Raw genomic sequence first — 22,064 nt, 5'->3', positions numbered from 1 at the left:
CTGGGCGCGGACGGAGCACGCCAGACCGATTTCAGACGACGGATTCGCTTTCCAGCGAACACACGCATTCGGCCTCGGTTTCGATCTGGATGGTCGGGTGGCCGATGCGGAAATCGTGCTCAAGGTCATGGGCAAGCTGCTGGAGGAAAGCGTCGCCGGGCTGGCCCTCGGGCATGACGAGGTGCGCGGTAAGCGCGGTCTCGGTCGTGCTCATCGGCCAGACGTGAAGGTCGTGGACGCGCTCCACGCCGGGGCGGGCTTCCAGGAAGCCGCGCACGGCGCCGATGTCGATGCTCTCTGGCACGGCCATCATGCCCATCCGCAGCGACTCGCGCAGCAGGCTCCAGCTCGACCAGCCGATGACGGCGGTGATGACCAGCGAGGCGATCGGATCGACAAGGCTCCAGCCGGTCCAGACAATGACGATGCCGGCGATAACCACCCCGGCAGAAACCGCTGCGTCGGCCATCAGATGCACGAAAGCGGCGCGCAAATTGAGATCGGTCTTGCTGCCCTTGGCAAACAGCAGCGCCGAGAGAGCGTTCACCGCAATACCTAGCGCCGCGACCACGATCATCGTCGTCCCCGCGACGGGTGCCGGTTCGGCGAAGCGGCGGATCGTTTCGACCAGGATCGCGCCGATCGCTACCCACAGCAGAGCGGCATTGGCGATGGCAGCTAGAATCGAGGAGCTTTTCAGCCCGTATGTAAAGCGCTCCGTCGGCGGCCGCGAAGCAAGCACGCTGGCCGCCCAGGCGAGCAGGAGCGAGAGTACGTCCGACAGATTGTGACCCGCATCGGCAAGCAGGGCCATCGAGTCGCTGAGAAAACCGGCGGTCACTTCCGCCACCACGAAGATGAGATTGAGCCCGACCGCGAGAGCGAAAGCCCTGCCTATGTTGCTCGGCAGGGAGTGGTGATGGCCATGGTGGTGGCCCCCATGGCTATGTCCATGGCCGTGCCCATCACCGGGCCCGTGATGGTGACCATGACCGTGATCGTGGTGCGGGTGGCCGTGATTATGGCCCTGGTGGTTGTGTGCGACGCCCATGGACCGCGTGTCTCGCACAGGCACCGCAAATGCATCAAGCGATGTCGTAACATGTCATGCACATCGAGGTCGCTCATACCGCAGTGCGGCATGTTGAAACAATATTGCGCGTGACATTTTTGTCGCACGGAGCGGGCAAAAATATTTCCATGAATCGCCGAAAAACAAGGAAATGCACGAGTCCATCGCGCTCAATCTGTCACGTTGCGGAAAAATTGCATCGCCCCCGATAGAAATGAATCCCGCGTGTCAGGGAGTTGTCATATTGCACTGCTCTTAGCAGCCGCAGCAAACCTGTGGCGGGGCAAAACCTTCCGCATCATTGCGTCAATCCCACTCTCAAGGCTCCAGGGGGCTAAGATGAAGTTCCATTCCGTTCTCTCCACCGCGACCAGCACGCTCGCCGTCGGCGCAGCGTTCCTCGCGATGCCGGCTCTCGCCCAGTCGACCGGTTCGTCGCAATTCGAAGAAGGCACCATTGTCGTCACCGGCAATGCGCCGCGTCAAATCGGCGGCGTCAAGCTGCCGGATACGACCAAGACCAAGCAGGTCATCACGCAGGATCTGATCGCCACGCAGCGTGCGGGCCAGACCGTGATGGAGGTCATCAACCTCGTCCCCGGCGTCAGTTTCCAGAACAACGATCCTTACGGTTCGTCGGGCGGCACGCTGAATATCCGTGGTTTTGACGCCAGCCGTATCTCGCTGACGTTCGACGGTATTCCGCTCAACGATACCGGTAACTACGCGCAGTATTCGAACCAGCAGCTTGACCCCGAGCTGATCGAGCAGGTCAACGTCAACCTCGGCACCACCGACGTCGACAGCCCGACCGCCGCCGCTTCGGGTTCGACCGTGAACTACAAGAGCCGCAACCCGACCGAAGACTTCCACGTCAGCACCAGCGGTTCGGTCGGTGAATACGGCTTCTTCCGCATGTTCGGCGTTGTCGACACCGGCACGTTCACCTCGATCGGCACCCGCGCCTGGATCTCGGCCAGCCACGCCGAGAACGAGAACCCGTTCCAGCGTTCGAGCAAGACCAACAAGTCGCAGTACAACGCGAAGATCTACCAGCCGCTGGGTGACAATGGCGACTTCATCTCGATCGCCGGCAACTACAACGTCAACCGCAACCGCAACTTCTCGTCGGTTCCGCTGCGCACCGATTCGTCGATCTTCACGGTCAACGGCACGGCGCCGAACCAGACGCTGACGACCACCGATCGCGTTGTCGGTTCGGGTTCGACCAACCGCTTCCCCACCACCCGCGACGAGCGCGACTACACCCTCGCAAACTGCCAGGTGGCTGCCGCGCGTACCGGTGTTGTCGATTCGCCCAACGTATGCGGCACGCGTTACGACGAGAGCTACAACCCGTCGAACACCGGCAGCATCCGCATCAATTCGCGCTTCACGCTTTCGGACACTCTCGCCCTGACCGTGGACCCGAGCTACCAGTACACCAAGGCGAATGGCGGCACCGGCGCGGTTACGGGCTATGAAGGCTTCTACAAGACCAAGGCTGGCCAGAACATCTTTGGCTACATTGGCGGCAAGCCCTACTTCGGCGGCGTCGACCTCAACGGCGACGGCGACACGCTTGACAGCGTTACGGTTTACGCACCCAGCGAAACCAAGACCAACCGCTTCGGCGTCATCGCCAACCTGATCTGGAACCCGGTCGATGGTCAGACCTTCCGTCTGAACTACTCGCTCGACTACGGCCGTCACCGTCAGACCGGTGAAGCGGCGCTCCTGTTCCAGAACGGCCTGACCACGGAATACTTCCCCGAGGACAATCCGATCCTCGACGCTTCGGGCCAGCCGATCGAGAAGCGCAATCGCAAGTCGATCGCCATGCTCAACCAGGCTTCCGCCGAATACCGCGGCGAGTTCCTGGACAAGCGCCTGACCGTAAACCTTGGCGTCCGTTCGCCCTGGTTCACGCGTCGTCTCGACAACCGTTGCGTGACCGAAGCGGGCGGCGCCTTTGTCGACTGCTTCAACGACGAAGCGTCGCAGGCGGCCTTCCTGATCGCCAATCCGACCTACGTCGGGCCGACCAAGCGCACCTTCAACTACCACAAGTTCCTGCCGACTGCCGGTCTGAACTACTCGGTCACCGGCAACGTCAGCGTGTATGCCAACTACTCGAAGGGCATGCAGGTTCCGGGTACGGACAACCTGTACCAGTCGCTGGGCTTCACTTCGGACGAAGCTGTGCCGAAGCCGGAAACCACCGACAACTTCGATCTCGGCGCGCGCTACATCTCGGGCAAGGTCCAGGCTCAGGTTTCGGCCTGGTACACCAAATTCCAGAACCGTCTGGCTTCGTCGTACGATCCTGTGCTCGACGTGACGCTCTATCGTAACCTCGGCAAGGTTGACCGCTACGGTCTCGATGGCAGCGTCGGCTACTCGCCGATCAAGGAAGTCACCATCTACGCCTTCGGTTCGGTGATGAAGTCGAAGATCCTCGACAACGTCCAGTCGGGCGAGTGCACCGCGGCAAACGTCACGGCAGGCGCATCGACCGGCATCGGTACCTGCGCGGCTGTTGGCGATCCGATCTACTACCTGACCAAGGGCAAGCGCGAGAGCGGCGCGTCGACCTACATGTTCGGTACGCGCATCCAGGGCAACCTGGGTCCGGTCCAGCTGGGCGTGCAGGCCAAGCGCACTGGTCCGCGTTACGTGAACGACCAGAACATCGCGATCACGTCGAGCTACACGCTCAACGGCAAGGTCACGAACTATCAGGTCTATGGCGCCAAGACCCCGGCCTACAACGTGGTCGATCTCGACGCCAAGGTGAAGCTCGGGTTCCTCGGTCTGAACGACCAGACCTACCTGCAGCTCAACGTGACCAACCTGTTCGACAAGCTCTATGTCGGCGGCTTCGGTTCGAGCACCTCATCGACCTCGATCCCTTACGCCTACATCGGTTCGCCGCGCACTGTCAGCGGCACCATCACCGTGGGCTTCTGATCCAGGAATTCGCGTCACGCGAAACAGGGGAGGGGAGAGAACTTCGGTTCTCTCCCCTTTTTTGTGCGTGGGTGCCAATGCGCCGTGGGCCTTGCGGAAATGTGGGCGGCTGGCCTAGCCTGCGTCCCTGCGACTGAATGGCGGGAGCGTGACGCAAATGAGCGGAAATGGCGACGGGGCGGAGCCTTCGCGGCTCATCGATGCACGGATCGCGGAACTGAATGACTGGCGCGGCGAAATGCTGGCGCGTCTTCGCTCGATCGTGCTCAAGGCCGATCCGGAAGTCGTCGAGGAATGGAAATGGCGCGGCGTGCCGGTTTGGTCGCGCTCCGGCATCATCTGCACCGGCGAGACGTACAAGGCGGCGGTCAAGATGACCTTTGCCAAGGGCGCCTCGCTTCCGGATCCGGCGGAGCTGTTCAATTCCAGCCTGGACGGCAACGTGCGCCGCGCCATCGATTTTCATGAAGGCGAGACGGTCGACGAAGCGGCGCTGACCGCACTGGTACGCGCCGCAATCGAACTCAACCTTGCGAAGAAACCCGCCCGCGCGAAGTGAGCGGTGGCTTTCGCCTTACTCGTAGACGCAGGAATCGAAGCCGGCGCGTTTCACCGTGCCGATGCGTGCGGCAATCGTGTTGCCGTAGCGGCGCGTGAAGCCGGAGGGGTTCTTGACGTCGCGGGTCTTGGGGCTGGGCAGGGCGGCGGCGATGCGCGCGGCCTCGATCGGGGTGAGGTTGGTGGCCGATTTGCCGTAGTAGCGCTGGGCGCCGGCTTCCACGCCGTACGTACCAATGCCGGTCTCGGCGACGTTGAGGTAGACTTCCATGATTCGCCGCTTGTCCCACAGCGATTCGATCAGGAAGGTGAACCAGACCTCGAAGCCCTTGCGAATGTAGCGCGTCCAGCCTTCGCCTTGCCACAGGAACACGTTCTTGGCGGTCTGCTGGCTGATCGTCGAACCGCCGCGCAGGCGTCCGCCGGCGGCATTGCGCTCGAAGGCCTTTTCGATGGCGTCGGTGTCGAAGCCATTGTGCGTGCAGAACTTTCCGTCCTCGGCGGCGATGGCGGCGGCGGGCATGTTGCGGTCGATCCGGCTCAGCGGCTGCCAGTCCTTGGTGATGCCGTTGCCGTCGGACAGCATCGTGACCGTCACCGGTGGCGGCACGAAGCGATAGAGCACGGTCAGCCCCACGCTGATCGCGACGAACCAGACGATGACTTTGGCAGTGATGCGCAGCAAGCGAGAGGGCCCTGAATTCGAAGGAAGTTGCCGCATCCCCTAGCGGGCTTGGACGCGGCGGAAAAGTGCACTGCGATCAATCCTCGTGCACCGCAGCGTCATCGAAACCCGTTATGGCGACTTTCCTGCACGGAATTTGCGATTACACCGATGTTTCCCCGGCAAAGGAGTGTCCCCCCATGAAGACCAGCGGCAACACCATTCTTCTCACCGGCGGTGGCTCCGGCATTGGGCGCGAACTGGCGCAGCGCTGGCATGACGCGGGCAATGTCGTGATCGTGACCGGGCGCACGCTCGCCAGTCTGGAAGAGACGGCCAAGGGCCGCGCGAACATCCACGCGGCGGCGCTCGATGTGACCGATGAAGGCGCGATCCGGACTTTCGTGCAGGACGTGCTGGCGAAGTTCCCGGCGCTCAACGTGCTGGTCAACAATGCGGGGATCATGCCGCTGGAGGATGTTTCTGCTCCGCGCGATCTTGCCGTGGCGGAGGCCTGTGTGGTCACCAACCTGCTCGGGCCGATCCGCCTGACCGATGCGCTGGTCGAGCATCTTTCGGCGCAGCCTGACGCGGCGATCGTCAATGTCAGTTCGGGGTTGGCGTTCGTGCCGCTGGTGCGCGCGGCGGTCTATTCGGCGACCAAGGCGGCGATCCATTCCTGGTCCGATTCGTTGCGCCTCGCGCTGGCGGGCAAAGTCGAAGTCATCGAACTGGCCCCGCCGGCGGTGCAGACCGAACTGACGCCCGGCCAGTCGACCCGGGAAGGCTACATGCCGCTTGGCGATTTCATTGACGAGGTGATGAGCCTTTTCGCGCAGGAGCCGACGCCGGGCCTGATCGGCGTGCAACGCCTCGCCTTCCTGCGCAACGCCGAGGCGGACGGTCGCTACGCCGAGACTTTCGCCACTCTAAACGCGCCGCAGAACTGATCTGTCGGCGCGCATGGGCATGTTTTCCAAGGAAAAGCCCATCCCCAGCCTCGATCTCGCGCTCCAGGGCGGGGGCGCCCATGGCGCCTTCACCTGGGGCGTGCTCGACGGCTTGTTGCAGGATGAGCGGCTGAACATCGGCGCGCTCAGCGGGGCGAGCGCGGGGGCCATGAATGCGGCCGTGCTGGTCTCAGGCCTCGTTTCCGGCGGACGCGAGGAGGCGCGTGAGCGGCTGCGGGCCTTCTGGAAGGAACTCAACCGCTCGGGGCGCGAAGCCGGGCCGCTGATCCCGATGATCGAGGCGTTCCCGCAGACCTCCCGCGCAGTCTCTTCGTGGTGGACCACGGTGTTCGGCGACATCGGCATGACCCATGGCTCGCCCGAACTTGGCCGCGAGATGCAGGAGATCCTGCGCAAGGTGATCGAGACGCATGTCGATTTCGACGCCATTCGCAGCGAAAATGCCCCGCAACTGTTCATTTCGGCCACCAACGCGCGCTCGGGCCGGCTGCGCCTGTTCCGCAACGAGGAACTGAGCACCGATGCGCTGCTCGCTTCGGCCTGCCTGCCGCTCTATTTTCCGCCGGTGAGCATCGATGGCAAGGACTATTGGGACGGTGGCTACAGCGCCAATCCGCCGCTGGTCCCGCTCGTGCTGGAAAGTCCGAACGACGATCTGCTGCTCATCACCGTCAATGCGCAAGTTCGGCCCGATACGCCGCGCGGGGTCGCGGCGATCGTGGACCGCCTGACCGAGATCGGCTTCAACCAGTCGATGCGGAAGGAATTGCAGGGGCTGCTGCTGCTGAAATCCTCGATCGGGCATACCCGCGCCAAGGACGGCCTTATCGCCCAGGTCGAGCGGCTGCGGCTTCACGAGATCCATGACGAGCCCACGCTCTCGGCCATGCCCGCGCAGACCAAGCTGCTGCCCGTCCGCCACCTGCTTCTCAAGCTCCACGATGTGGGCGAGGTGGCGGCGAAGCAGTGGTGCGAGGCCAATATCGAACACCTCGGCAAGCGCGGTACCGTGGACATGGCGGCGCGGTTCGGACCGGCCTGAGGACGCGGGGGACAAAAGAAAACCGGGCCGTCCCTGCGGACGACCCGGTTTCTATTTCAGCAGTGCCGCAGCCCTTAGAGCGCGGGAACCAGCTTCTTGTCAGAGGCGATGCGGTTCATCGCCTTCTGGAGCTTTTCGAAAGCGCGCACTTCGATCTGGCGCACGCGTTCGCGGCTGACGCTGTAGACCTGGCTCAGTTCCTCAAGCGTCTTGGGATCGTCCGTCAGGCGGCGTTCGGTCAGAATGTCGCGCTCACGTTCGTTGAGGCTGTCCATCGCTTCCACCAGCATGGCGTGGCGCACGGTGGCCTCTTCGGCATCGGCGACGGTTTCGTCCTGAAGCGGGCGGTCATCCGCAAGGATGTCCATCCACTGGCCTTCGCCTTCCTCACGCAGCGAGACGTTCAGCGAAGCATCGCCGCCCATCATCATGCGCCGATTCATGTTGACCACTTCCTGCTGCGACACGCCGAGCGTGGTGGCAATGGTGGCCACATCCTTCGGATGCAGATCGGTGTCTTCGTAAGCGTCGAGATTCTTCTTCATGCGACGCAAGTTGAAGAACAGCTTCTTCTGCGCGGCGGTGGTGCCCATCTTCACGAGCGACCACGAACGCAGGATGTACTCTTGAATCGACGCTTTGATCCACCACATAGCATATGTGGCGAGGCGGAAGCCCCTATCGGGTTCGAACTTCTTGACCCCCTGCATAAGGCCGATGTTGCCTTCGGAGATCAGTTCGGACACGGGCAGGCCATAGCCACGATAGCCCATCGCGATCTTGGCGACGAGGCGAAGATGGCTGGTTACGAGCTGTGTCGCTGCTTCGGGATCTTCATGTTCCGTGTAGCGCTTGGCGAGCATGTATTCCTGCTCGGGCGCCAACACTGGGAACTTGCGAATCTCGGAGAGGTAGCGGTTAAGGCTCTGCTCACTGCCCAGCGATGGAACCGCCGGGAGATTGCGTTGCTTGGTGCTCACTGTCATCCGTCCTTTCCGGTCGGCCCGCGGTCAAAGACCCTATGCAGGCATCTTAGCTTGGGGCCACCTGTTCAAGATAGCATGTTAAACCGATTTCACTGACGCAGTTCGTCGATCAGGGCCCGCATGTCGTCGGGAAGCGGGCTGGAAAATCGGACCGTCTCCCCTGTAACGGGGTGGACAAAGCCAAGTTCCGCAGCGTGCAGAGCCTGGCGATGAAATCCGAGTCGCTGAAGGACCGGGCGAATTGCTGAAGGGGTGCGTCCATAGACAGGATCTCCCAATAGCGAATGCCCGATTGACGACATGTGAACGCGCACCTGATGTGTTCGCCCTGTTTCGAGGCGGCACTCCACGAGCGCTGCGCCTTTCAGCGCCTCGATCGTGCGGTAATGCGTTACCGCGTGCTTGCCTCTGCCTGATTCTACGAGTGCCATCTTTTTACGGTTGGTATTCGAACGACCGATCGCTCCGGTTACAGACCCGGCGAGCGGAATCGGTTTTCCGGCGACGACGGCGCGATAGGCGCGCTCGATCGAGTGATCCGCGAACTGGACGGCAAGGCCTTCGTGAGCCCGGTCGGTCTTGGCGACGACCAGAAGGCCCGACGTATCCTTGTCGATGCGGTGAACGATTCCCGGCCGCGCGACGCCGCCGATTCCCGAAAGCTGGCCCCGGCAGTGATGAAGCAGGGCATTGACCAGCGTGCCGTCAAGATTGCCCGCTGCAGGGTGAACGACCAGGCCGGTCGGCTTGTCGACGATGATCAGGTATTCGTCCTCGAACACGACGTTGAGGGGGATATCCTGGGCTTCGGCCTCGGCGGGGGCGGCTTCGGGCACGGCGATGGCGAACGGTGTGCCCGGCGCAACCTTGAGTGAGGCCTGTCCGGCGGGCTTGCCCGAAAGCGTGACCCGGCCCTCGCCCATCAGGGCCTTGATTCGTTCGCGCGAAAGGCCGCTGGCATCGGCCAGTGCCTTGTCGAGGCGGCCACCAGCCTCCCCGATCGTACCTTCAATGATGTTTTCCATGACCCCCATTGTCTGTACGATTTGGGGATGAATGTCGAAGTGACAAGAGTTGTCGAGCTGACAGAAGAGGTTGTGTCGGCTCTGCTGGCCGCCGCGGTCCGCGCGCATCCGGAAGAGTGCTGCGGGCTTCTGCTGGGCGAATCGCTGGACGGGCGCGAGCGCATCAATCGCGCCGTGCCTGCCGGCAATGTCGCGGCCGAGCGCACGCGGCATTTCGAGATCGATCCCGCTGCGCTGCTCGCCGCGCACCGCGCCGCGCGGAGCGGTGGGCCCCAAGTTCTGGGCTATTACCATTCGCACCCTACGGGACAGCCCGTACCTTCCGCCGTGGATCGCGAACATTCCACCGGCGATTTGCGGATTTGGGCGATCATCGGCGACGGGCGTGTTGCTTTCTGGCGAGATAGCGGGAATGGTTTTTCACCAATAACCTGCGACATCGCTGGTGGACGTCGGCCGGATTCGGCTGTCTCGCCAGAGTCGCAAGCACCCGATACCCACCCGGCATCCCAATCCGGAATGTGATGGAAGTCCCTTTCACGATGACCACGAGCGCGATCGAACTTGCCAGCCTTCTCTGTTCGCGCCTGTGCCACGACATGTTGAGCCCGGTGGGGGCGCTATCGAACGGTCTTGAGCTGCTCTCGGACGAGAAGGATCCGGAGATGCGCCAGCGCTGCTTCGAACTTCTCGACCAGAGCGCACGGATCTCGGCGGACAAGCTGAAGTTCTTCCGCCTCGCCTTCGGCGCGGCGGGCGGTTTCGGAGACATGGTGCCGGTGAGCGAGGCGCGGGCACTGGTCGATGCGCTGATCGCGAACAATGCGCGGATCGTGGTCAACTGGTCGCTCGGCAGCGATATTCTGCCCAAGCCGGCGATCAAGACGCTGCTCAATTTCGCGCTGATCGGGATCGAGGCGCTGCCGCGCGGCGGCACGCTGGACATCGCCGCCGAACTGCGCCCGGACCAGCTTACCAGCGGTACCAGCGAGATCGTGGTCCGCGCGGCGGGCCCGCGCATTGCGTTCGATCGCGACGTCGGCCGGGCGCTGGAAGGTACGCTGCCCGAAGGCGACCTGTCGAGCCGCACCGCACCCGCGGCCATGATCCAGCAGCTCGCGCAAAGCCTCGGCGGCCGCCTGCAATATGCTTTGGGGGATGACGCGCTGGTACTTGGCGCGGTATTGCCCGGAGTCTGACCGCAAGGCCAGAGTGCGCGAGACCGGATAGTAGGGAAAGGGAAGGGCGATGAATCGGTGGCTGGTCAACCGCGTCGTCGAATCGCCCAACCAGAATGCGCGCAAGCTGCCGGTGTCGATGGTGGTGCTCCACTATACCGGCATGAAAACCGCCGAAGAAGCGCTCGCGCGGATGTGCGATCCCGAGGCCGAAGTCTCGGCGCATTACATGATCGACGAGGAGGGCCTGGTTACCTCGCTCGTGCCCGAGGACAAGCGGGCCTGGCATGCAGGCCGGTCCTACTGGCGCGGCGTGACCGACGTGAACTCAGCCTCGATCGGCATCGAACTGGTCAATCCCGGACACGAATGGGGTTACCGGCCGTTTCCCGAGGCGCAGATGGATGCGCTGCTGCCGCTGCTGGCGGACATCATGGACCGGCACGATATCCCGCGCGCCAATGTGGTCGGCCATTCCGACATTGCCCCCGCGCGCAAGGAAGACCCGGGCGAGTATTTCGACTGGGAGCGACTGGGCCAGCTTGGACTCGCGCTGGAAATTCCGGCCGCGAAGATGAACCTGTTCTACGACAATCCCGGCGCCTTCTACCTCGCGCTCGAACGCTTCGGCTATGACATCGCCGATGGCCGCGCGGCGGTGCGGGCGTTCCAGCGGCGCTGGCGGCCCGACATGATCGACGGCGAGATCGATGGCGAAATAGGCGGAATCCTGTTCGAACTGCTGTTGGAGCGAGACACCGGCCGTGCTAGGTGACCGCTCGCACCGGGGAGCCGGGCAGCCGCGGGCATCTTCGGATGCGCGAGGAAAGTCCGGGCTCCACGAAACAAGGGTGGCGGGTAATGCCCGCCGGGCGAGTCGGGTTTTCAGGCCCGGCGAAGCCTAGGGAAAGTGCCACAGAGAGCAGACCGCCTCGCCTCGTCAGGGTTCGCCCTGAAAGGCAGGTAAGGGTGAAAGGGTGCGGCAAGAGCGCACCGCGCTTCCGGTAACGGAAAGCGGCAAGGTAAACCCCACCCGGAGCAAGACCGAATAGGGGCTGCGCGCTGTCTTGAACGGCGGGTTTGTTTCAGACCCAGGCAGCCCGGGTTGGTCGCTTGAGCGGCGTAGCAATGCGTCGCCTAGAGGAATGGCTGCCGCCGCGGCGTAAGGTCCCTCGATTGGGAGACCACGCCAGGCACAGAACCCGGCTTACAGGCTCCCCGGTGCATTAGATGAAATGTGTTCCCCACCCCGTCTTGGGGCTGGGACTTTACGCGGCGATCTGGATCGAGATGCCGCCGCCTTCGTCGCGCGCCTGGATGAACCAGCGGTTTTCGCCCTCAAGGCCGATCGCGGTCAGCGTGCCGTGGATATAGGCGCCGGTATCAATGCCGATGCGGTTGGCGCGGATTTCCGGGGCTTCCGTGATCGTGTGACCGTGCACCACCACGGCGCCGAAATCACCGTCATGCGTGAGGAACGGCTCGCGAATCCAGCGGCAATCGTGGCCGAGCTGGTGGTCCAGCGGCGTGTCGGGGCGCACCCCGGCATGGACGAAGAGATAGTCGCCGATGCGCACCATCTTCTCGAAACTGTCGAGGAAATCGAAATCGTCCTGCGGAATGGCGTCCAGCATGGCCAGCTGGAGTTCCTCCATCCCCGCTTCCATCGCGAAATCGGGGTCGACTCCGTAAGAGATGATCGTCTCACGGCCGCCGAACTTGAGGAAGCTGCGGAACGCCTCAAGCTTGCGGGCGGCGACCAGCAGCATTTCCTCGTGATTGCCCTGGATGAATTCAACGCGGCGTTCGCGCGACCAGCGGCGAGCGCGATCGATCACGCCGGCGCTGGCGGGGCCACGGTCGATCAGGTCGCCCAGCAGGATGACATCGCTGACCGCCTCGCCCCGTGCCGCGTCGTCACGTTCGATCGCGGCGATGAGCCCTTCGAAGAGATCGAGCCTGCCGTGAATGTCTCCAACGGCATAGACGCGCTGGCCCGGCGGGAGCTTCGGTGTCCTTTGCTTGGCGGGACGGGCAACGAGATTTCTGATTTTGGCAAACATCCGGTGTCGAGGTGTACGCCGCGATCACCGCCACGGCAAGCGCGGGGCGTGCTGCATGTGCGAGTGGCAAAAAGTCCACACTTCGTTTCCTGATTGTTGCTTAAACGAAATTTTACTTGTGCACGACCTTGGTGCGATGCAGCATTATTGTGCTGTCGCAAGTTGCGCCCAAAACGAGGCGTGCGGTGAAAGTGCAGGCGGGAACAAGCACCAAAAAGAATTTGTGAGGGAATGAACATGCTTATGTCCGTCCGTGGCGCCATCGCCGCGACTCTCCTCGCGGGCTCCGCGCTCGCTGCAACGCCCGCCTTTGCTGACGAAGCTGCGCCTCCCAAGGACTTCACCGTCACCGGCAACGTTGCGCTCACCACCGATTACCGCTTCCGCGGCGTATCGCTTTCGAACGGCGATCCGGCCATCCAGGGCGGCATCACCGTTTCGCACAGGAGCGGCGTCTATGTCAGCACCTGGTCGTCCTCGATCCATGGCGGCGACGTCTATGGCGATCAGGAACTCGACCTCATCGCGGGCTGGACGGGCAATGTGGGCGGTGGCCTGACGCTTGACGGCGGCATCCTCTACTACGTCTATCCGAGCGGCCACGTGGGCGACGCGAACTACTGGGAGCCTTACGCTTCGGTGTCTTACGCGGTCGGTCCGGCCAAGCTGAAGGCTGGCCTTGCCTATGCCTGGAAGCAGAAGGGCCTGCTCGATAACGACGGCTTCCACTCGGACAACCTGTACCTCTACGGCAACATCGACTTCGCGGTTCCGAAGACCCCGGTCACCATCTCGGGCCACCTGGGCTATACCGACGGCGTCCTGTCGCCCTGCTATTATTGCGTCGGTACGCGGTCGTTCAACGACAAGACCGGTATGGACTTCTCGATCGGCGCTTCGATGACCGTGTACGGTCCGCTTTCGGTGGGCGTCAGCTACATCGGCGTCAGCGGCGTTTCGATCGACGGCTATACCGACGATACCGTGGTTGGCACGCTGACCGCTTCGTTCTGACCTGACGGCAGGCGAAACCCATTTCGCGGGAAGACCCGCCCGGAGCATTCCGGGCGGGTTTTTCGTGCCCAACGGCGCCGTTTGCTGCCGTGACGCAAGAACGAGGTGGAGCGGCAGGCGCGGTCTGGTCTATCGTATGCGCTGCGCAGACGCCGTAATGGCGCGCCGCACTCTCCCTCCGCTAAGGACTGCCCGTGACCAAGTATCTTCACACCATGATCCGCGTGACCGATCCCGAGTCGACGATCGCCTTCTTCGAACTCATCGGCCTGAAGGAAACGCGCCGCTTTTCGAGCGAGCAGGGGCGTTTCACGCTGATCTATCTCGCCGTTCCGGGCGAAGAGTCCGAAGTCGAGCTGACGTACAACTGGCCTGCCGAGGACGGTTCTTTCGAGGAATACAGCGGAGGCCGCAATTTCGGCCATCTCGCCTTCCAGGTCGATGACATCTACGCCACCTGCCAGACGCTGGCCGATGCCGGCGTGATCATCAACCGCCCGCCGCGCGACGGACACATGGCTTTCGTACGGACGCCCGACGGCATCTCCGTGGAACTGCTCCAGGACGGCCGCCTCGAACCCGCTGAGCCTTGGGCGTCGATGCCGAACGTCGGTTCCTGGTAATTGCCCGAAGGCGGGACGCGGAGCGGCAGCGGCGTCAGGCCGCGACCGGCTTCGAGTCCCGCCGCAGCGGCTTTGCCAGTCGCAGGATCGCATAGCCCAGCAGCGATGAGAGCAGCGATCCTGCCAGCACGCCCAGCTTCGCCTCCTCCACCAGTTCCGGGGATTGCGGGAAGGCGAGGGCGCCGATGAACAGGCTCATCGTGAAGCCGATTCCGCACAATACGGCCATGCCCCAAAGCTGAACCCAGCTGGCGCCTTCCGGGCGCGGTGCAAAACCGAGCCGGTCGGACAGCACGATGGCCGAGAAGATGCCGATCTGCTTGCCAAGGAACAGTCCCAGCGCCACGCCCAGCGGCACTGGGCTGAGAAGCCCCGAAAACCCGATTCCCGCCAGTGCCACGCCGGCATTGGCAAAGCCGAACAGGGGAACGATCACGAAGCTGTTCCACGGCGCCAGCGCGTGCTCCAGCCGCAGCAGCATCGACTTGCCACGCAGCGGGCGCAGCGGGATCGTGAAGGCCAGCAGAACGCCCGCGACGGTGGCGTGGATCCCCGAATTCAGCACGCAGAACCACAGAGCCAATCCCAGCAGCAGATATACCGCGACGTAAGGCACGCGCAGCCGTCCGCAGGCGAGCAGTGCCACCAGCACCGCCACTGCCGCGATGGCCCAGCCGGCGTCGATCCGCGCGGTGTAGAACAGCGCGATCACCGCCACGGCGCCCAGATCGTCGACGATGGCCACGGTTAGCAGGAACAGGCGCAGCGCGGCCGGCACGCGGCGCCCCAGCAGCGCCAGCACGCCCACGGCGAAAGCGATGTCGGTCGCGGCCGGGATCGCCCATCCGCGCTGCGCTGGCAGCGAGATCCCGGCGGTGGCGAGATAGATCAGCGCGGGCGTGGCCATGCCCGCGAACGCAGCCAGCACCGGCAGGCGGCGCCGGGCCGGGTTCGAGAGTTCTCCGTCAAGAACCTCACGCTTGATCTCCAGCCCGACGACGAAGAAGAACACCGCCATGAGCGCGTCGTTGATCCACGCGTGAAGTGTGTCGAGTCTCGCTACCGGGCTCCAGGCGAGCGGGTGATGAAACAGCGCATGGTAACCATGACCAAGCGCGGAATTGGCCGTCAAAAGCGCCAATACGGCCACAAGGATCAGCAAAATTCCCGCGGTTGCGTCACCTCTTATTAACTTTGTGAAACGGAACGCCAATTCATTGGCCAAATTTCGGTCCGAACTCATAAGTCCTGTTTCGGGCAGACTTGACGGGGATGCAAGCCGGCAAACCTGCCCAAGGCGCGGAGATCACAGGGGGTGATGAGCCGGCGCCGATGGGGGGCACCGTGGGATCAGCGTATGTGATTGGGCAGGCTGCGGTCTGTCTGCAGTATATGGAGCAGGAACTGCTGCTCTTCACCGCGTTCTGGCTTTTGCTGGGCGCCTGCGACGATCTGGCGACGGATATTGTCTGGCTGCGGCTGCAATTGGCCGGAAAGGGACGCAGCACGCGTCTGTCTCAGGAGGCTTGCGAGGCGCCGCTGATCGGCCGCGCCGCGATTTTCATAGCGTGCTGGCGCGAGGAAGCGGTGATCGGCCATACCTTGCGCCACGCGATCGAAGCATGGCCGGTGCAGGGTTTTCGCCTCTACGTCGGCTGTTACGCGAACGATCCGGCGACGCTTGCGGCGGCCATGGAAGGTGCCGGGCAGGATCCGCGAATCCGGCTGGTCATCCATTCGCGGCATGGCCCGACCACCGTCGCACTGCCGCTGGCGCGCGGAGTGAACGGCCGCGTCGGCGTCGATTGGCGCTTCCGCGTCGCGGGGGATGCCGAACCGGGCTCGGGCCCCGCGCTCACTCTTTCCGCAGGTTTCTGATTCGCTGCTTTTCTCGGCCACCGCGCTGCGGTAGCGAGATAGCTCGCATGGATGTCTATCTTCCCATCGCCAATCTCTCGGTCAACGGGCTGGTCATCGTTGGTCTGGGCGCACTGACAGGGATCCTGTCGGGGATGTTCGGCGTGGGCGGCGGCTTTCTGACGACGCCGCTGATGATCTTCTACGGCATCCCGCCGACGGTGGCCGCTGCCTCGGCGGCCAGCCAGGTGACCGGGGCCAGCGTTTCCGGCGTGTTCGCCCACGCCAAGCGCGGCGGCGTGGATTACCTGATGGGCACCGTGATGGTGGTGGGCGGCATTGTCGGCACCGGGATCGGGGCGGTGCTGTTCAACTTCCTCGCCCGGTTGGGCCAGATCGATACCGTCATCAATATCCTCTACGTGGTCATGCTCGGCTCCATCGGCAGCCTCATGGCCAACGAGAGCATTCAGGGCATCCGCGCTGAGCGTAGCGGCGTACCGATTGCCGCGCGCAAGCGCCGCCATCACCCGATGGTCGCAAGTCTGCCGATGCGCTGGCGCTTCTATCGCTCAGGGCTCTATATTTCGCCGCTGGCACCGCTGCTGCTGGGGATCGCCACGGGCATCCTGACCATGCTGATGGGGATCGGCGGCGGCTTCATTCTGGTTCCGGCGATGCTCTACATCCTTGGCATGAGCGCCAATGTGGTGGTCGGCACGTCGCTGTGGCAGATTCTTTTCACCACCATCGCCACGACCATGATGCACGCGATGACCACCCATGCGGTCGACCTGGTGCTGGCCTCGCTCCTGCTGATCGGATCGGTCACGGGAGCGCAGTTGGGCGCGCAATTCGCGCAGAAGGCCAGTCCGGTGAAATTGCGCCTGATCCTGGCCGTGGTCGTGCTGTTGGTGGCGGGGCGCATGGCGATCGGACTTGGCTATCGGCCTGACGAGATATTCACGGTGGCGCCGCTGTGAGGGCCGCGGCCGCCTCTGCTTTCGCCATTGTGGCGCTGCTCATGTTGGGCGGCTCTCGCGATCCCATTCTGGTGCCCGAAGTCTCGCAGCACGAGGTGGCGTTGCAGCAGGGCTTCACTGGGACCGAACTGCTGTTGTTCGGCGCCATCCTCACTCCCGAGGGATCGCGCGCCGCGCAATATTACGACATCGTTGTCGTGTTGAAGGGGCCGACCCAGTCCATCGTCCTGCGCCAGAAGCGGAAGGTGGCCGGGATCTGGATCAATGCCGACAGCACCGAACTGCGTTCGGCACCATCCTATTACGCGATCGCCTCCACCCGCCCGATCGCCAAGATCGTCGACGACAAGACGGCGGCGATCTACGAACTCGGGCTCAAGTGGTTGCAGCTTTCGCCGATCGGCGCGATCGATCCTGACGAGCAGGCGCGTTTCGCGGGCGGACTGGTCGATCTCAACCGCCGCAACGGCCTCTACCGGGAGGATGAGGGCGGGGTGAAAGTGAGCGAGCAAGTGCTTTATCAGGCGCGCATCGGCCTGCCCTCGCGCGTGCCGACCGGCACTTATACGGCGGAGACTTTCGCCATTTCCAATGGCCGGGTGGTGGCCTCCGCCAGCAGTCAGGTGGAAGTGCGCAAGCTCGGCGTCGAGCGGGCCATCGCCGATTTTGCGGAGAATTACGGCTTTGCCTATGGCCTGCTGGCAGTCGCTGTCTCTGTGGGCATGGGCTGGCTTGCGGGCCGGCTTTTCGCGATGCGCTAAAAATGGCCCTTTGGGCATTTTTCAAACGGACTATGAGCCTTTCGTATTAGTGCGATTTTAGCCGGAAATTAACTGCGCGGTCATAGCTCTCCAAGCGCCAAGGACTTTTGGGGGCATGATGAATCAGATGCAGATGGAAGGCTTCGATCCCACACGGGCGCCGCAGGCCGGGTCGGCGACCGCGCAGCCGGGATCTGCCGCGCCCCATCCCCAGGGGCAGCCTCAAGCCGCCCCGCAGCGGCAGGCACCGCGACTGGATACCGGGCGCGAACCGATCGGCGTCATCCTCGAAATTTCCGGCGCGGGCACCCGCATCGCGCTCGACATCAACCGGCTGAGCGAGGTCATGAAGGATGGCGATCCTTCGGTCGCGCAGTCCGGGCAAGTGGGCAGTCAGGTCAAGATCCGCGTCGGCAACGGCTGGCTGCTCGCCAGCATCCGCAACCAGAAGAGCGACAGCAAGATCCCCGGCGGCATCGTTGCCGAGGCGGACTTCCTGGGCGAGGGGAGCGAGGAGCGCCTGACCGGCCGCATCCACGGTTTCCGCCGCGGCGTTACCTTCTATCCCTCGCCGGGTTCGCTGGTCTATCCGGCCACCACCGAGGATTTGCGCCAGATCTATGCCAGCGACGGGCGCAGCGCGATCCAGATCGGCAATGTCTATCCCACCAAGGACATCCGCGCCGGCCTTTACATCGACGCCTTGCTGGGCAAGCACTTCGCGCTGCTGGGCTCCACCGGGACCGGCAAGTCGACCAGCGCCGCGCTGATCCTCCACCGCATCTGCCAGCATGCGCCCGAGGGTCACATCATCATGATCGACCCCCACGGTGAGTACGCGTCCGCGTTCCGCAATACCGGCGTGATCCTCGATGTCTCGAACCTCCAGATGCCCTATTGGCTGATGAACTTCGAGGAGCACTGCGAGACGCTGCTGACGGCGCGCGGGGACGACCGTCAGCTCGACTGCGAGATCCTAGCCAAGTGCCTGCTGGAAGCGCGCTCGCGCAACCGGCTCGCCGAACAACTGGGCAAGATCACCGTGGATTCGCCGATCCCCTACTTGCTGTCGGACTTGTCCAACATTCTCAACAACCACATGGGCAAGCTCGACAAGGGCCATTCGAGCGCGCCTTACGTGCGCATCAAGAACAAGCTCGACGAGATGAAGGGCGATCCGCGCTATCAGTTCATGTTCTCGGGCATGCTGGTGGGCGATACGATGGCGGAGTTCATCGCCAAGATCTTCCGCCTGCCTTCGCGGGGGCGGCCGATTTCGATCATCGACGTTTCGGGCGTGCCTTCGGACATCACCAGCACCGTGGTTGCCGTGCTCAGCCGCATGGTCTTCGACTATGCGATCTGGGGGCGCGAGGAGAAGACGCAGCCGATCCTGCTCGTCTGCGAGGAAGCGCATCGCTACGTGCCGAACGAGAAGAACGCCGATGGCTCGTCGGTTGGCCGCATCCTGTCGCGCATCGCCAAGGAGGGGCGCAAGTACGGCATCTCGCTGGGGCTCATTACCCAGCGTCCGTCGGACCTTGCCGAGGGCGTGCTGTCGCAGTGCGGCACGATCATCTCGATGCGGCTCAACAACGACCGCGACCAGGCCTTCGTGCGTGCGGCGATGCCCGAAGGCGCGCGGGGGTTCCTCGATTCGATCCCGGCGCTGCGCAACCGCGAGTGCATCATCTGCGGCGAGGGCGTGGCGATCCCGGTCCGCGTTTCGTTCGACGAGCTTGAGGAATACAAGCGCCCAGCCTCGGCCGACCCCTCGTTCACCGAGCTGTGGAACAGCTCCGGCGGCGAGGAGGAGGCCGTTCTGCGCACGGTCCAGCGGTGGCGTGCGCAAGGGCGGTGATGGTCCTTGTGTCCTCCCCTTGCAGGGGAGGAGTTTCTCAAAGATCGAACGCTGCGCGCCACTTGCCCCAGCGATAGTAGCCGACGGTCATGGCTACGGTCAGCGTCGAGCCGACCGGGTAGGACCACCACAGCGCCTGGCTGCCGATCAGCGGATAGGCGAGGAAGTAGAAGCCAAGGCGGCCCGGATAGAGGCCAAGGAACATGATCACCAACGGTGCGACCACCGCGCCGTAAGCGCGCATCGTGCCGGTCAGGATCATGGTGATCGACACGATCACGAACGATGCCGTGCAGATGACCTGAATGTTCTGCGCGATCGGCATCGCCGGGCTGTTGCCGCCGAGGAACAGCGCCAGCAGCGGATGATCGAACAGCACGATCAGCGCCGCCAGCACCAGCGACATCGCCAGATTGGTGACAAGGCCAATTCCCGTCACTTTGCCCACGCGCTTGTGGTCATGCGCGCCTAGCGACTGGGCGACCATCGCGCTGACCGCCGAGCCGATCGAGAAGGCGGGCATCTGCAAGTAGTTCCAGAGCTGGAGCGAGGCACCGTAGGCTGCTGCCGAATGCAGCCCTTCTTTGTTGACGAGGCTGACCATGATGAGCCCGGCAGAGGACACCAGCAGCATCTGCGCGCCCATCGGCAGGCCCTTGAGGATCACGTACTTCAGCTCGCTGCCGCGCGGGATCAGGTAGCCCAGCTCCGCGCCGCGCAGGCGCATCGGCAGGTCCTGCCGGTAGATCCGCCAGACCTGGAAAAGCAGCCCTGCGAAGTTCGCGAAAGCGGTGGAGAGCGCCGATCCGGCAATGCCCAGCGAGGGCAGCGGGCCGGGGCCGATGATCAGCAGCGGGTTCAGGATCACGTCCAGCGCCACGGTCAGGATCATCGCATAGAGCGGCGTCTTGGAATCGCCCGCGCCGCGCATGCCCATGGAAACCATCAGCGACAGCGAGCCGAGCGGCAGCGTCACGAAGATCACGCGCAGGTACGCCAGTGCCTCGATCCGGCTGGCCTCGGGCGTGCCCAGCGTATGGAGCAGGGAATCCGCCCCGAACCAGCCGCCAAGCCCGCAGATCACCGCGAGCAAAGTGCAGAAGCCCACGCCCGAACCGAACGTTCGGCGCGCCGCATCGATCTGCCGCGCGCCGAAGTGCTGGCCGACACGCACGGTGGTCGCCATGCCGAAACCGAACACCAGCGCGATCATCAGGAACATGATGATATTGGCGTTGGCGGTGGCCGCCAGCGCGCTTTCGCCCAGCAGCCGCCCGACCCAGATCGCATTGACCGATCCGTTGAGCGTCTGGAGGACGTTCGAGATCAGCATCGGGACGGAGAACAGCAGCAGCGTCTTCAGGATTGGACCTTGCGTCAGGTCGCCCTTCATCCGCGCCATCTGTGGAGGCGGAGGTGCTTCCTCGGGCTCGGTCTCGCCGGCCGGAATTGGCGATGCTTCGTTCATGTGTCCCCTTACGTGCCCCGCGTATCGCCCCAGATGTGGATGTGCAGGCGGTCTGTGAAGCGATAGCCTTCACGCATGCATAAATCCGAGAGCCAACCCGAGCGTTGCCTGATGACATCGCTGGAGCGTCCTTCGGGCATCAGGAATAGCCGCTCGCGGGGGATTGCGTAAGTATCCCTAAGGGCCTCGACTTCGGCGACATCGGCAGGCTCGGCCACCACGAACTTGAAGTAGGCGCGCCGGTCCGCCGCCCATGCCGTCAGCCGTTCGGGCACCAGCGCCAGTTCTGCCGGATTGCCGCTGTGCGCCAGCTTGGGGCTGACATTGTACTGCTGGACCCGTGCATCGAGGCTGGCATGCGGGGCGACCGAGCCATTGGTCTCGATCTCGACATGCATTCCGGGGCGGATCTCGTCGAGCGCGGCCAGCATCTTTGCCAGTTGCGCGCCCTGAAGCAGCGGCTCGCCGCCCGTGATCACCAGCCGGTCTGGCGGCAGGTCGGCCACCATGCGCGCCACGTCGGCTTCCTCGGCCATGACCTGATTGGCCTTGCGCTCGAACGCCAGATCGTCGCGGTGGAAGCGGTTATCGCCGGTGAAGCGCCAAGTGTAGGCGGTGTCGCACCATTGGCAGGCGAGGTTGCAGCGCGACAGCCGCACGAACGTGCTCGGCCGCCCCATGCTGGGCCCTTCGCCCTGAAGCGAAGCGAACACTTCGGGTTCGCCGGGAGTGGTGGTGGCAAGCGCAAGCTTCACGGATGGTCTCGGTATAAGGTTACGGTTTTGAGGGGTGAGGTTGACACAGTTTACACGGTCCAGAGCAAAAAGTGTCACCTTGCGTCGGAGGTGTCACCTTGTGGCTGGAATCGTGAGGAAAGCAGGGTGGTCATGCGCGGAAAAGTGTCAGATGCGCGCGGGGTAGGAAAACGAATTCGGGATGACAGTCGGGATTGGCAACAATTCCGCTTT

21 protein-coding genes and 1 other RNA gene are annotated in these 22,064 nt (G+C 63.5%); 14 read left to right on the top strand and 8 right to left on the bottom strand.

The genetic code is table 11. The features are described from left to right. Window positions 1-31: 31 nt before the first annotated feature. Window positions 32-1,051, bottom strand: coding sequence for a cation diffusion facilitator family transporter (locus AC1VVK_RS05010; RefSeq protein ID WP_482904625.1), 1,020 nt, complete (start codon window positions 1,049-1,051; stop codon window positions 32-34). A gap of 360 nt (window positions 1,052-1,411) precedes the next feature. Here AC1VVK_RS05010 and AC1VVK_RS05005 point away from each other — a divergent pair, with 360 nt between their 5' ends. Together AC1VVK_RS05005 and AC1VVK_RS05000 are read left to right on the top strand one after the other, a co-directional pair. Then, window positions 1,412-4,042: a TonB-dependent receptor gene (locus tag AC1VVK_RS05005; RefSeq protein WP_482904624.1), complete on the top strand. Its 2,631-nt coding sequence runs from the start codon at window positions 1,412-1,414 to the stop codon at window positions 4,040-4,042. 157 nt (window positions 4,043-4,199) lie between these two features. Then, on the top strand, window positions 4,200-4,601 hold the full coding sequence (locus AC1VVK_RS05000; protein ID WP_482904623.1) for a DUF1801 domain-containing protein: 402 nt from the start codon (window positions 4,200-4,202) through the stop codon (window positions 4,599-4,601). 15 nt (window positions 4,602-4,616) lie between these two features. Here AC1VVK_RS05000 and mtgA read toward each other — a convergent pair whose 3' ends face one another. Further along, window positions 4,617-5,282: a monofunctional biosynthetic peptidoglycan transglycosylase gene (mtgA, locus tag AC1VVK_RS04995; protein WP_243652544.1), complete on the bottom strand. Its 666-nt coding sequence runs from the start codon at window positions 5,280-5,282 to the stop codon at window positions 4,617-4,619. Between the two features lie 182 nt (window positions 5,283-5,464). Here mtgA and AC1VVK_RS04990 point away from each other — a divergent pair, with 182 nt between their 5' ends. Further along, on the top strand, window positions 5,465-6,214 hold the full coding sequence (locus AC1VVK_RS04990; protein WP_482904622.1) for an SDR family oxidoreductase: 750 nt from the start codon (window positions 5,465-5,467) through the stop codon (window positions 6,212-6,214). Between the two features lie 19 nt (window positions 6,215-6,233). After that, on the top strand, window positions 6,234-7,277 hold the full coding sequence (locus AC1VVK_RS04985; protein WP_482904621.1) for a patatin-like phospholipase family protein: 1,044 nt from the start codon (window positions 6,234-6,236) through the stop codon (window positions 7,275-7,277). A gap of 74 nt (window positions 7,278-7,351) precedes the next feature. Here the strand turns inward: AC1VVK_RS04985 and rpoH are convergent, their stop codons facing one another. Both rpoH and AC1VVK_RS04975 read right to left on the bottom strand, forming a co-directional pair. Continuing rightward, window positions 7,352-8,263, bottom strand: a complete 912-nt coding sequence (rpoH, locus tag AC1VVK_RS04980; RefSeq protein WP_482904620.1) for an RNA polymerase sigma factor RpoH — start codon at window positions 8,261-8,263, stop codon at window positions 7,352-7,354. A gap of 89 nt (window positions 8,264-8,352) precedes the next feature. Beyond that, the gene (locus AC1VVK_RS04975; RefSeq protein WP_482904619.1) at window positions 8,353-9,297 is read right to left on the bottom strand and encodes an RluA family pseudouridine synthase; all 945 of its coding nucleotides are present in this window, start codon (window positions 9,295-9,297) and stop codon (window positions 8,353-8,355) included. An 18-nt stretch (window positions 9,298-9,315) separates the two neighbouring features. On the opposite strand from AC1VVK_RS04975, the gene AC1VVK_RS04970 reads away from it, so the two are divergent. The 4 genes from AC1VVK_RS04970 to rnpB all read left to right on the top strand — a co-directional run bounded on the left by AC1VVK_RS04970 (window position 9,316) and on the right by rnpB (window position 11,692). Then, window positions 9,316-9,813 (top strand): M67 family metallopeptidase, encoded by a 498-nt coding sequence (locus AC1VVK_RS04970; protein WP_482904618.1) that lies wholly within the window; start codon window positions 9,316-9,318, stop codon window positions 9,811-9,813. Window positions 9,814-9,830: 17 nt separating this feature from the next. Next, a complete protein-coding gene (locus AC1VVK_RS04965; RefSeq protein ID WP_132387429.1) occupies window positions 9,831-10,487 on the top strand; it encodes a histidine phosphotransferase family protein in 657 nt (218 codons plus the stop codon). 49 nt (window positions 10,488-10,536) lie between these two features. Further along, a complete protein-coding gene (locus AC1VVK_RS04960; protein WP_482904617.1) occupies window positions 10,537-11,241 on the top strand; it encodes an N-acetylmuramoyl-L-alanine amidase in 705 nt (234 codons plus the stop codon). 9 nt (window positions 11,242-11,250) lie between these two features. Then, window positions 11,251-11,692: RNase P RNA component class A (gene rnpB / locus AC1VVK_RS04955), an RNA gene on the top strand. A 42-nt stretch (window positions 11,693-11,734) separates the two neighbouring features. Here the strand turns inward: rnpB and AC1VVK_RS04950 are convergent. Then, window positions 11,735-12,529 (bottom strand): metallophosphoesterase, encoded by a 795-nt coding sequence (locus tag AC1VVK_RS04950; RefSeq protein ID WP_482904616.1) that lies wholly within the window; start codon window positions 12,527-12,529, stop codon window positions 11,735-11,737. Window positions 12,530-12,766: 237 nt separating this feature from the next. Here AC1VVK_RS04950 and AC1VVK_RS04945 point away from each other — a divergent pair, with 237 nt between their 5' ends. Together AC1VVK_RS04945 and AC1VVK_RS04940 are read left to right on the top strand one after the other, a co-directional pair. Beyond that, window positions 12,767-13,543 carry a TorF family putative porin gene (locus AC1VVK_RS04945; RefSeq protein WP_482904615.1) on the top strand — a complete coding sequence of 259 codons (777 nt, stop codon included), beginning with the start codon at window positions 12,767-12,769 and terminating at the stop codon, window positions 13,541-13,543. Window positions 13,544-13,737: 194 nt separating this feature from the next. Next, window positions 13,738-14,166: a VOC family protein gene (locus AC1VVK_RS04940; RefSeq protein ID WP_482904614.1), complete on the top strand. Its 429-nt coding sequence runs from the start codon at window positions 13,738-13,740 to the stop codon at window positions 14,164-14,166. A gap of 34 nt (window positions 14,167-14,200) precedes the next feature. Here the strand turns inward: AC1VVK_RS04940 and nhaA are convergent, their stop codons facing one another. Then, on the bottom strand, window positions 14,201-15,409 hold the full coding sequence (gene nhaA / locus AC1VVK_RS04935) for a Na+/H+ antiporter NhaA (protein WP_482904613.1): 1,209 nt from the start codon (window positions 15,407-15,409) through the stop codon (window positions 14,201-14,203). Window positions 15,410-15,510: 101 nt separating this feature from the next. On the opposite strand from nhaA, the gene AC1VVK_RS04930 reads away from it, so the two are divergent. The 4 genes from AC1VVK_RS04930 (at window position 15,511) to AC1VVK_RS04915 (ending at window position 19,628) form a co-directional block, all read left to right on the top strand. Next, the gene (locus AC1VVK_RS04930) at window positions 15,511-16,044 is read left to right on the top strand and encodes a glycosyltransferase (protein WP_482904612.1); all 534 of its coding nucleotides are present in this window, start codon (window positions 15,511-15,513) and stop codon (window positions 16,042-16,044) included. A 47-nt stretch (window positions 16,045-16,091) separates the two neighbouring features. Next, window positions 16,092-17,006, top strand: a complete 915-nt coding sequence (locus tag AC1VVK_RS04925) for a sulfite exporter TauE/SafE family protein (protein ID WP_482904611.1) — start codon at window positions 16,092-16,094, stop codon at window positions 17,004-17,006. Window positions 17,007-17,047: 41 nt separating this feature from the next. Next, window positions 17,048-17,767: a TIGR02186 family protein gene (locus tag AC1VVK_RS04920; RefSeq protein WP_132387427.1), complete on the top strand. Its 720-nt coding sequence runs from the start codon at window positions 17,048-17,050 to the stop codon at window positions 17,765-17,767. 115 nt (window positions 17,768-17,882) lie between these two features. After that, window positions 17,883-19,628 carry an ATP-binding protein gene (locus AC1VVK_RS04915; protein WP_482904610.1) on the top strand — a complete coding sequence of 582 codons (1,746 nt, stop codon included), beginning with the start codon at window positions 17,883-17,885 and terminating at the stop codon, window positions 19,626-19,628. 37 nt (window positions 19,629-19,665) lie between these two features. Here AC1VVK_RS04915 and AC1VVK_RS04910 read toward each other — a convergent pair whose 3' ends face one another. Next, entirely contained in the window at window positions 19,666-21,096 is a 1,431-nt protein-coding gene (locus tag AC1VVK_RS04910; RefSeq protein ID WP_482904609.1) for an MATE family efflux transporter, read from the bottom strand. An 8-nt stretch (window positions 21,097-21,104) separates the two neighbouring features. Continuing rightward, window positions 21,105-21,851 (bottom strand): 7-carboxy-7-deazaguanine synthase QueE, encoded by a 747-nt coding sequence (locus AC1VVK_RS04905; protein WP_482904608.1) that lies wholly within the window; start codon window positions 21,849-21,851, stop codon window positions 21,105-21,107. Window positions 21,852-22,064 lie beyond the last annotated feature (213 nt).

The sequence above is a fragment of the Novosphingobium sp. BL-S-32 genome (genome assembly GCF_056857055.1).
This window is presented reverse-complemented; position numbering and strand designations above follow the sequence as displayed.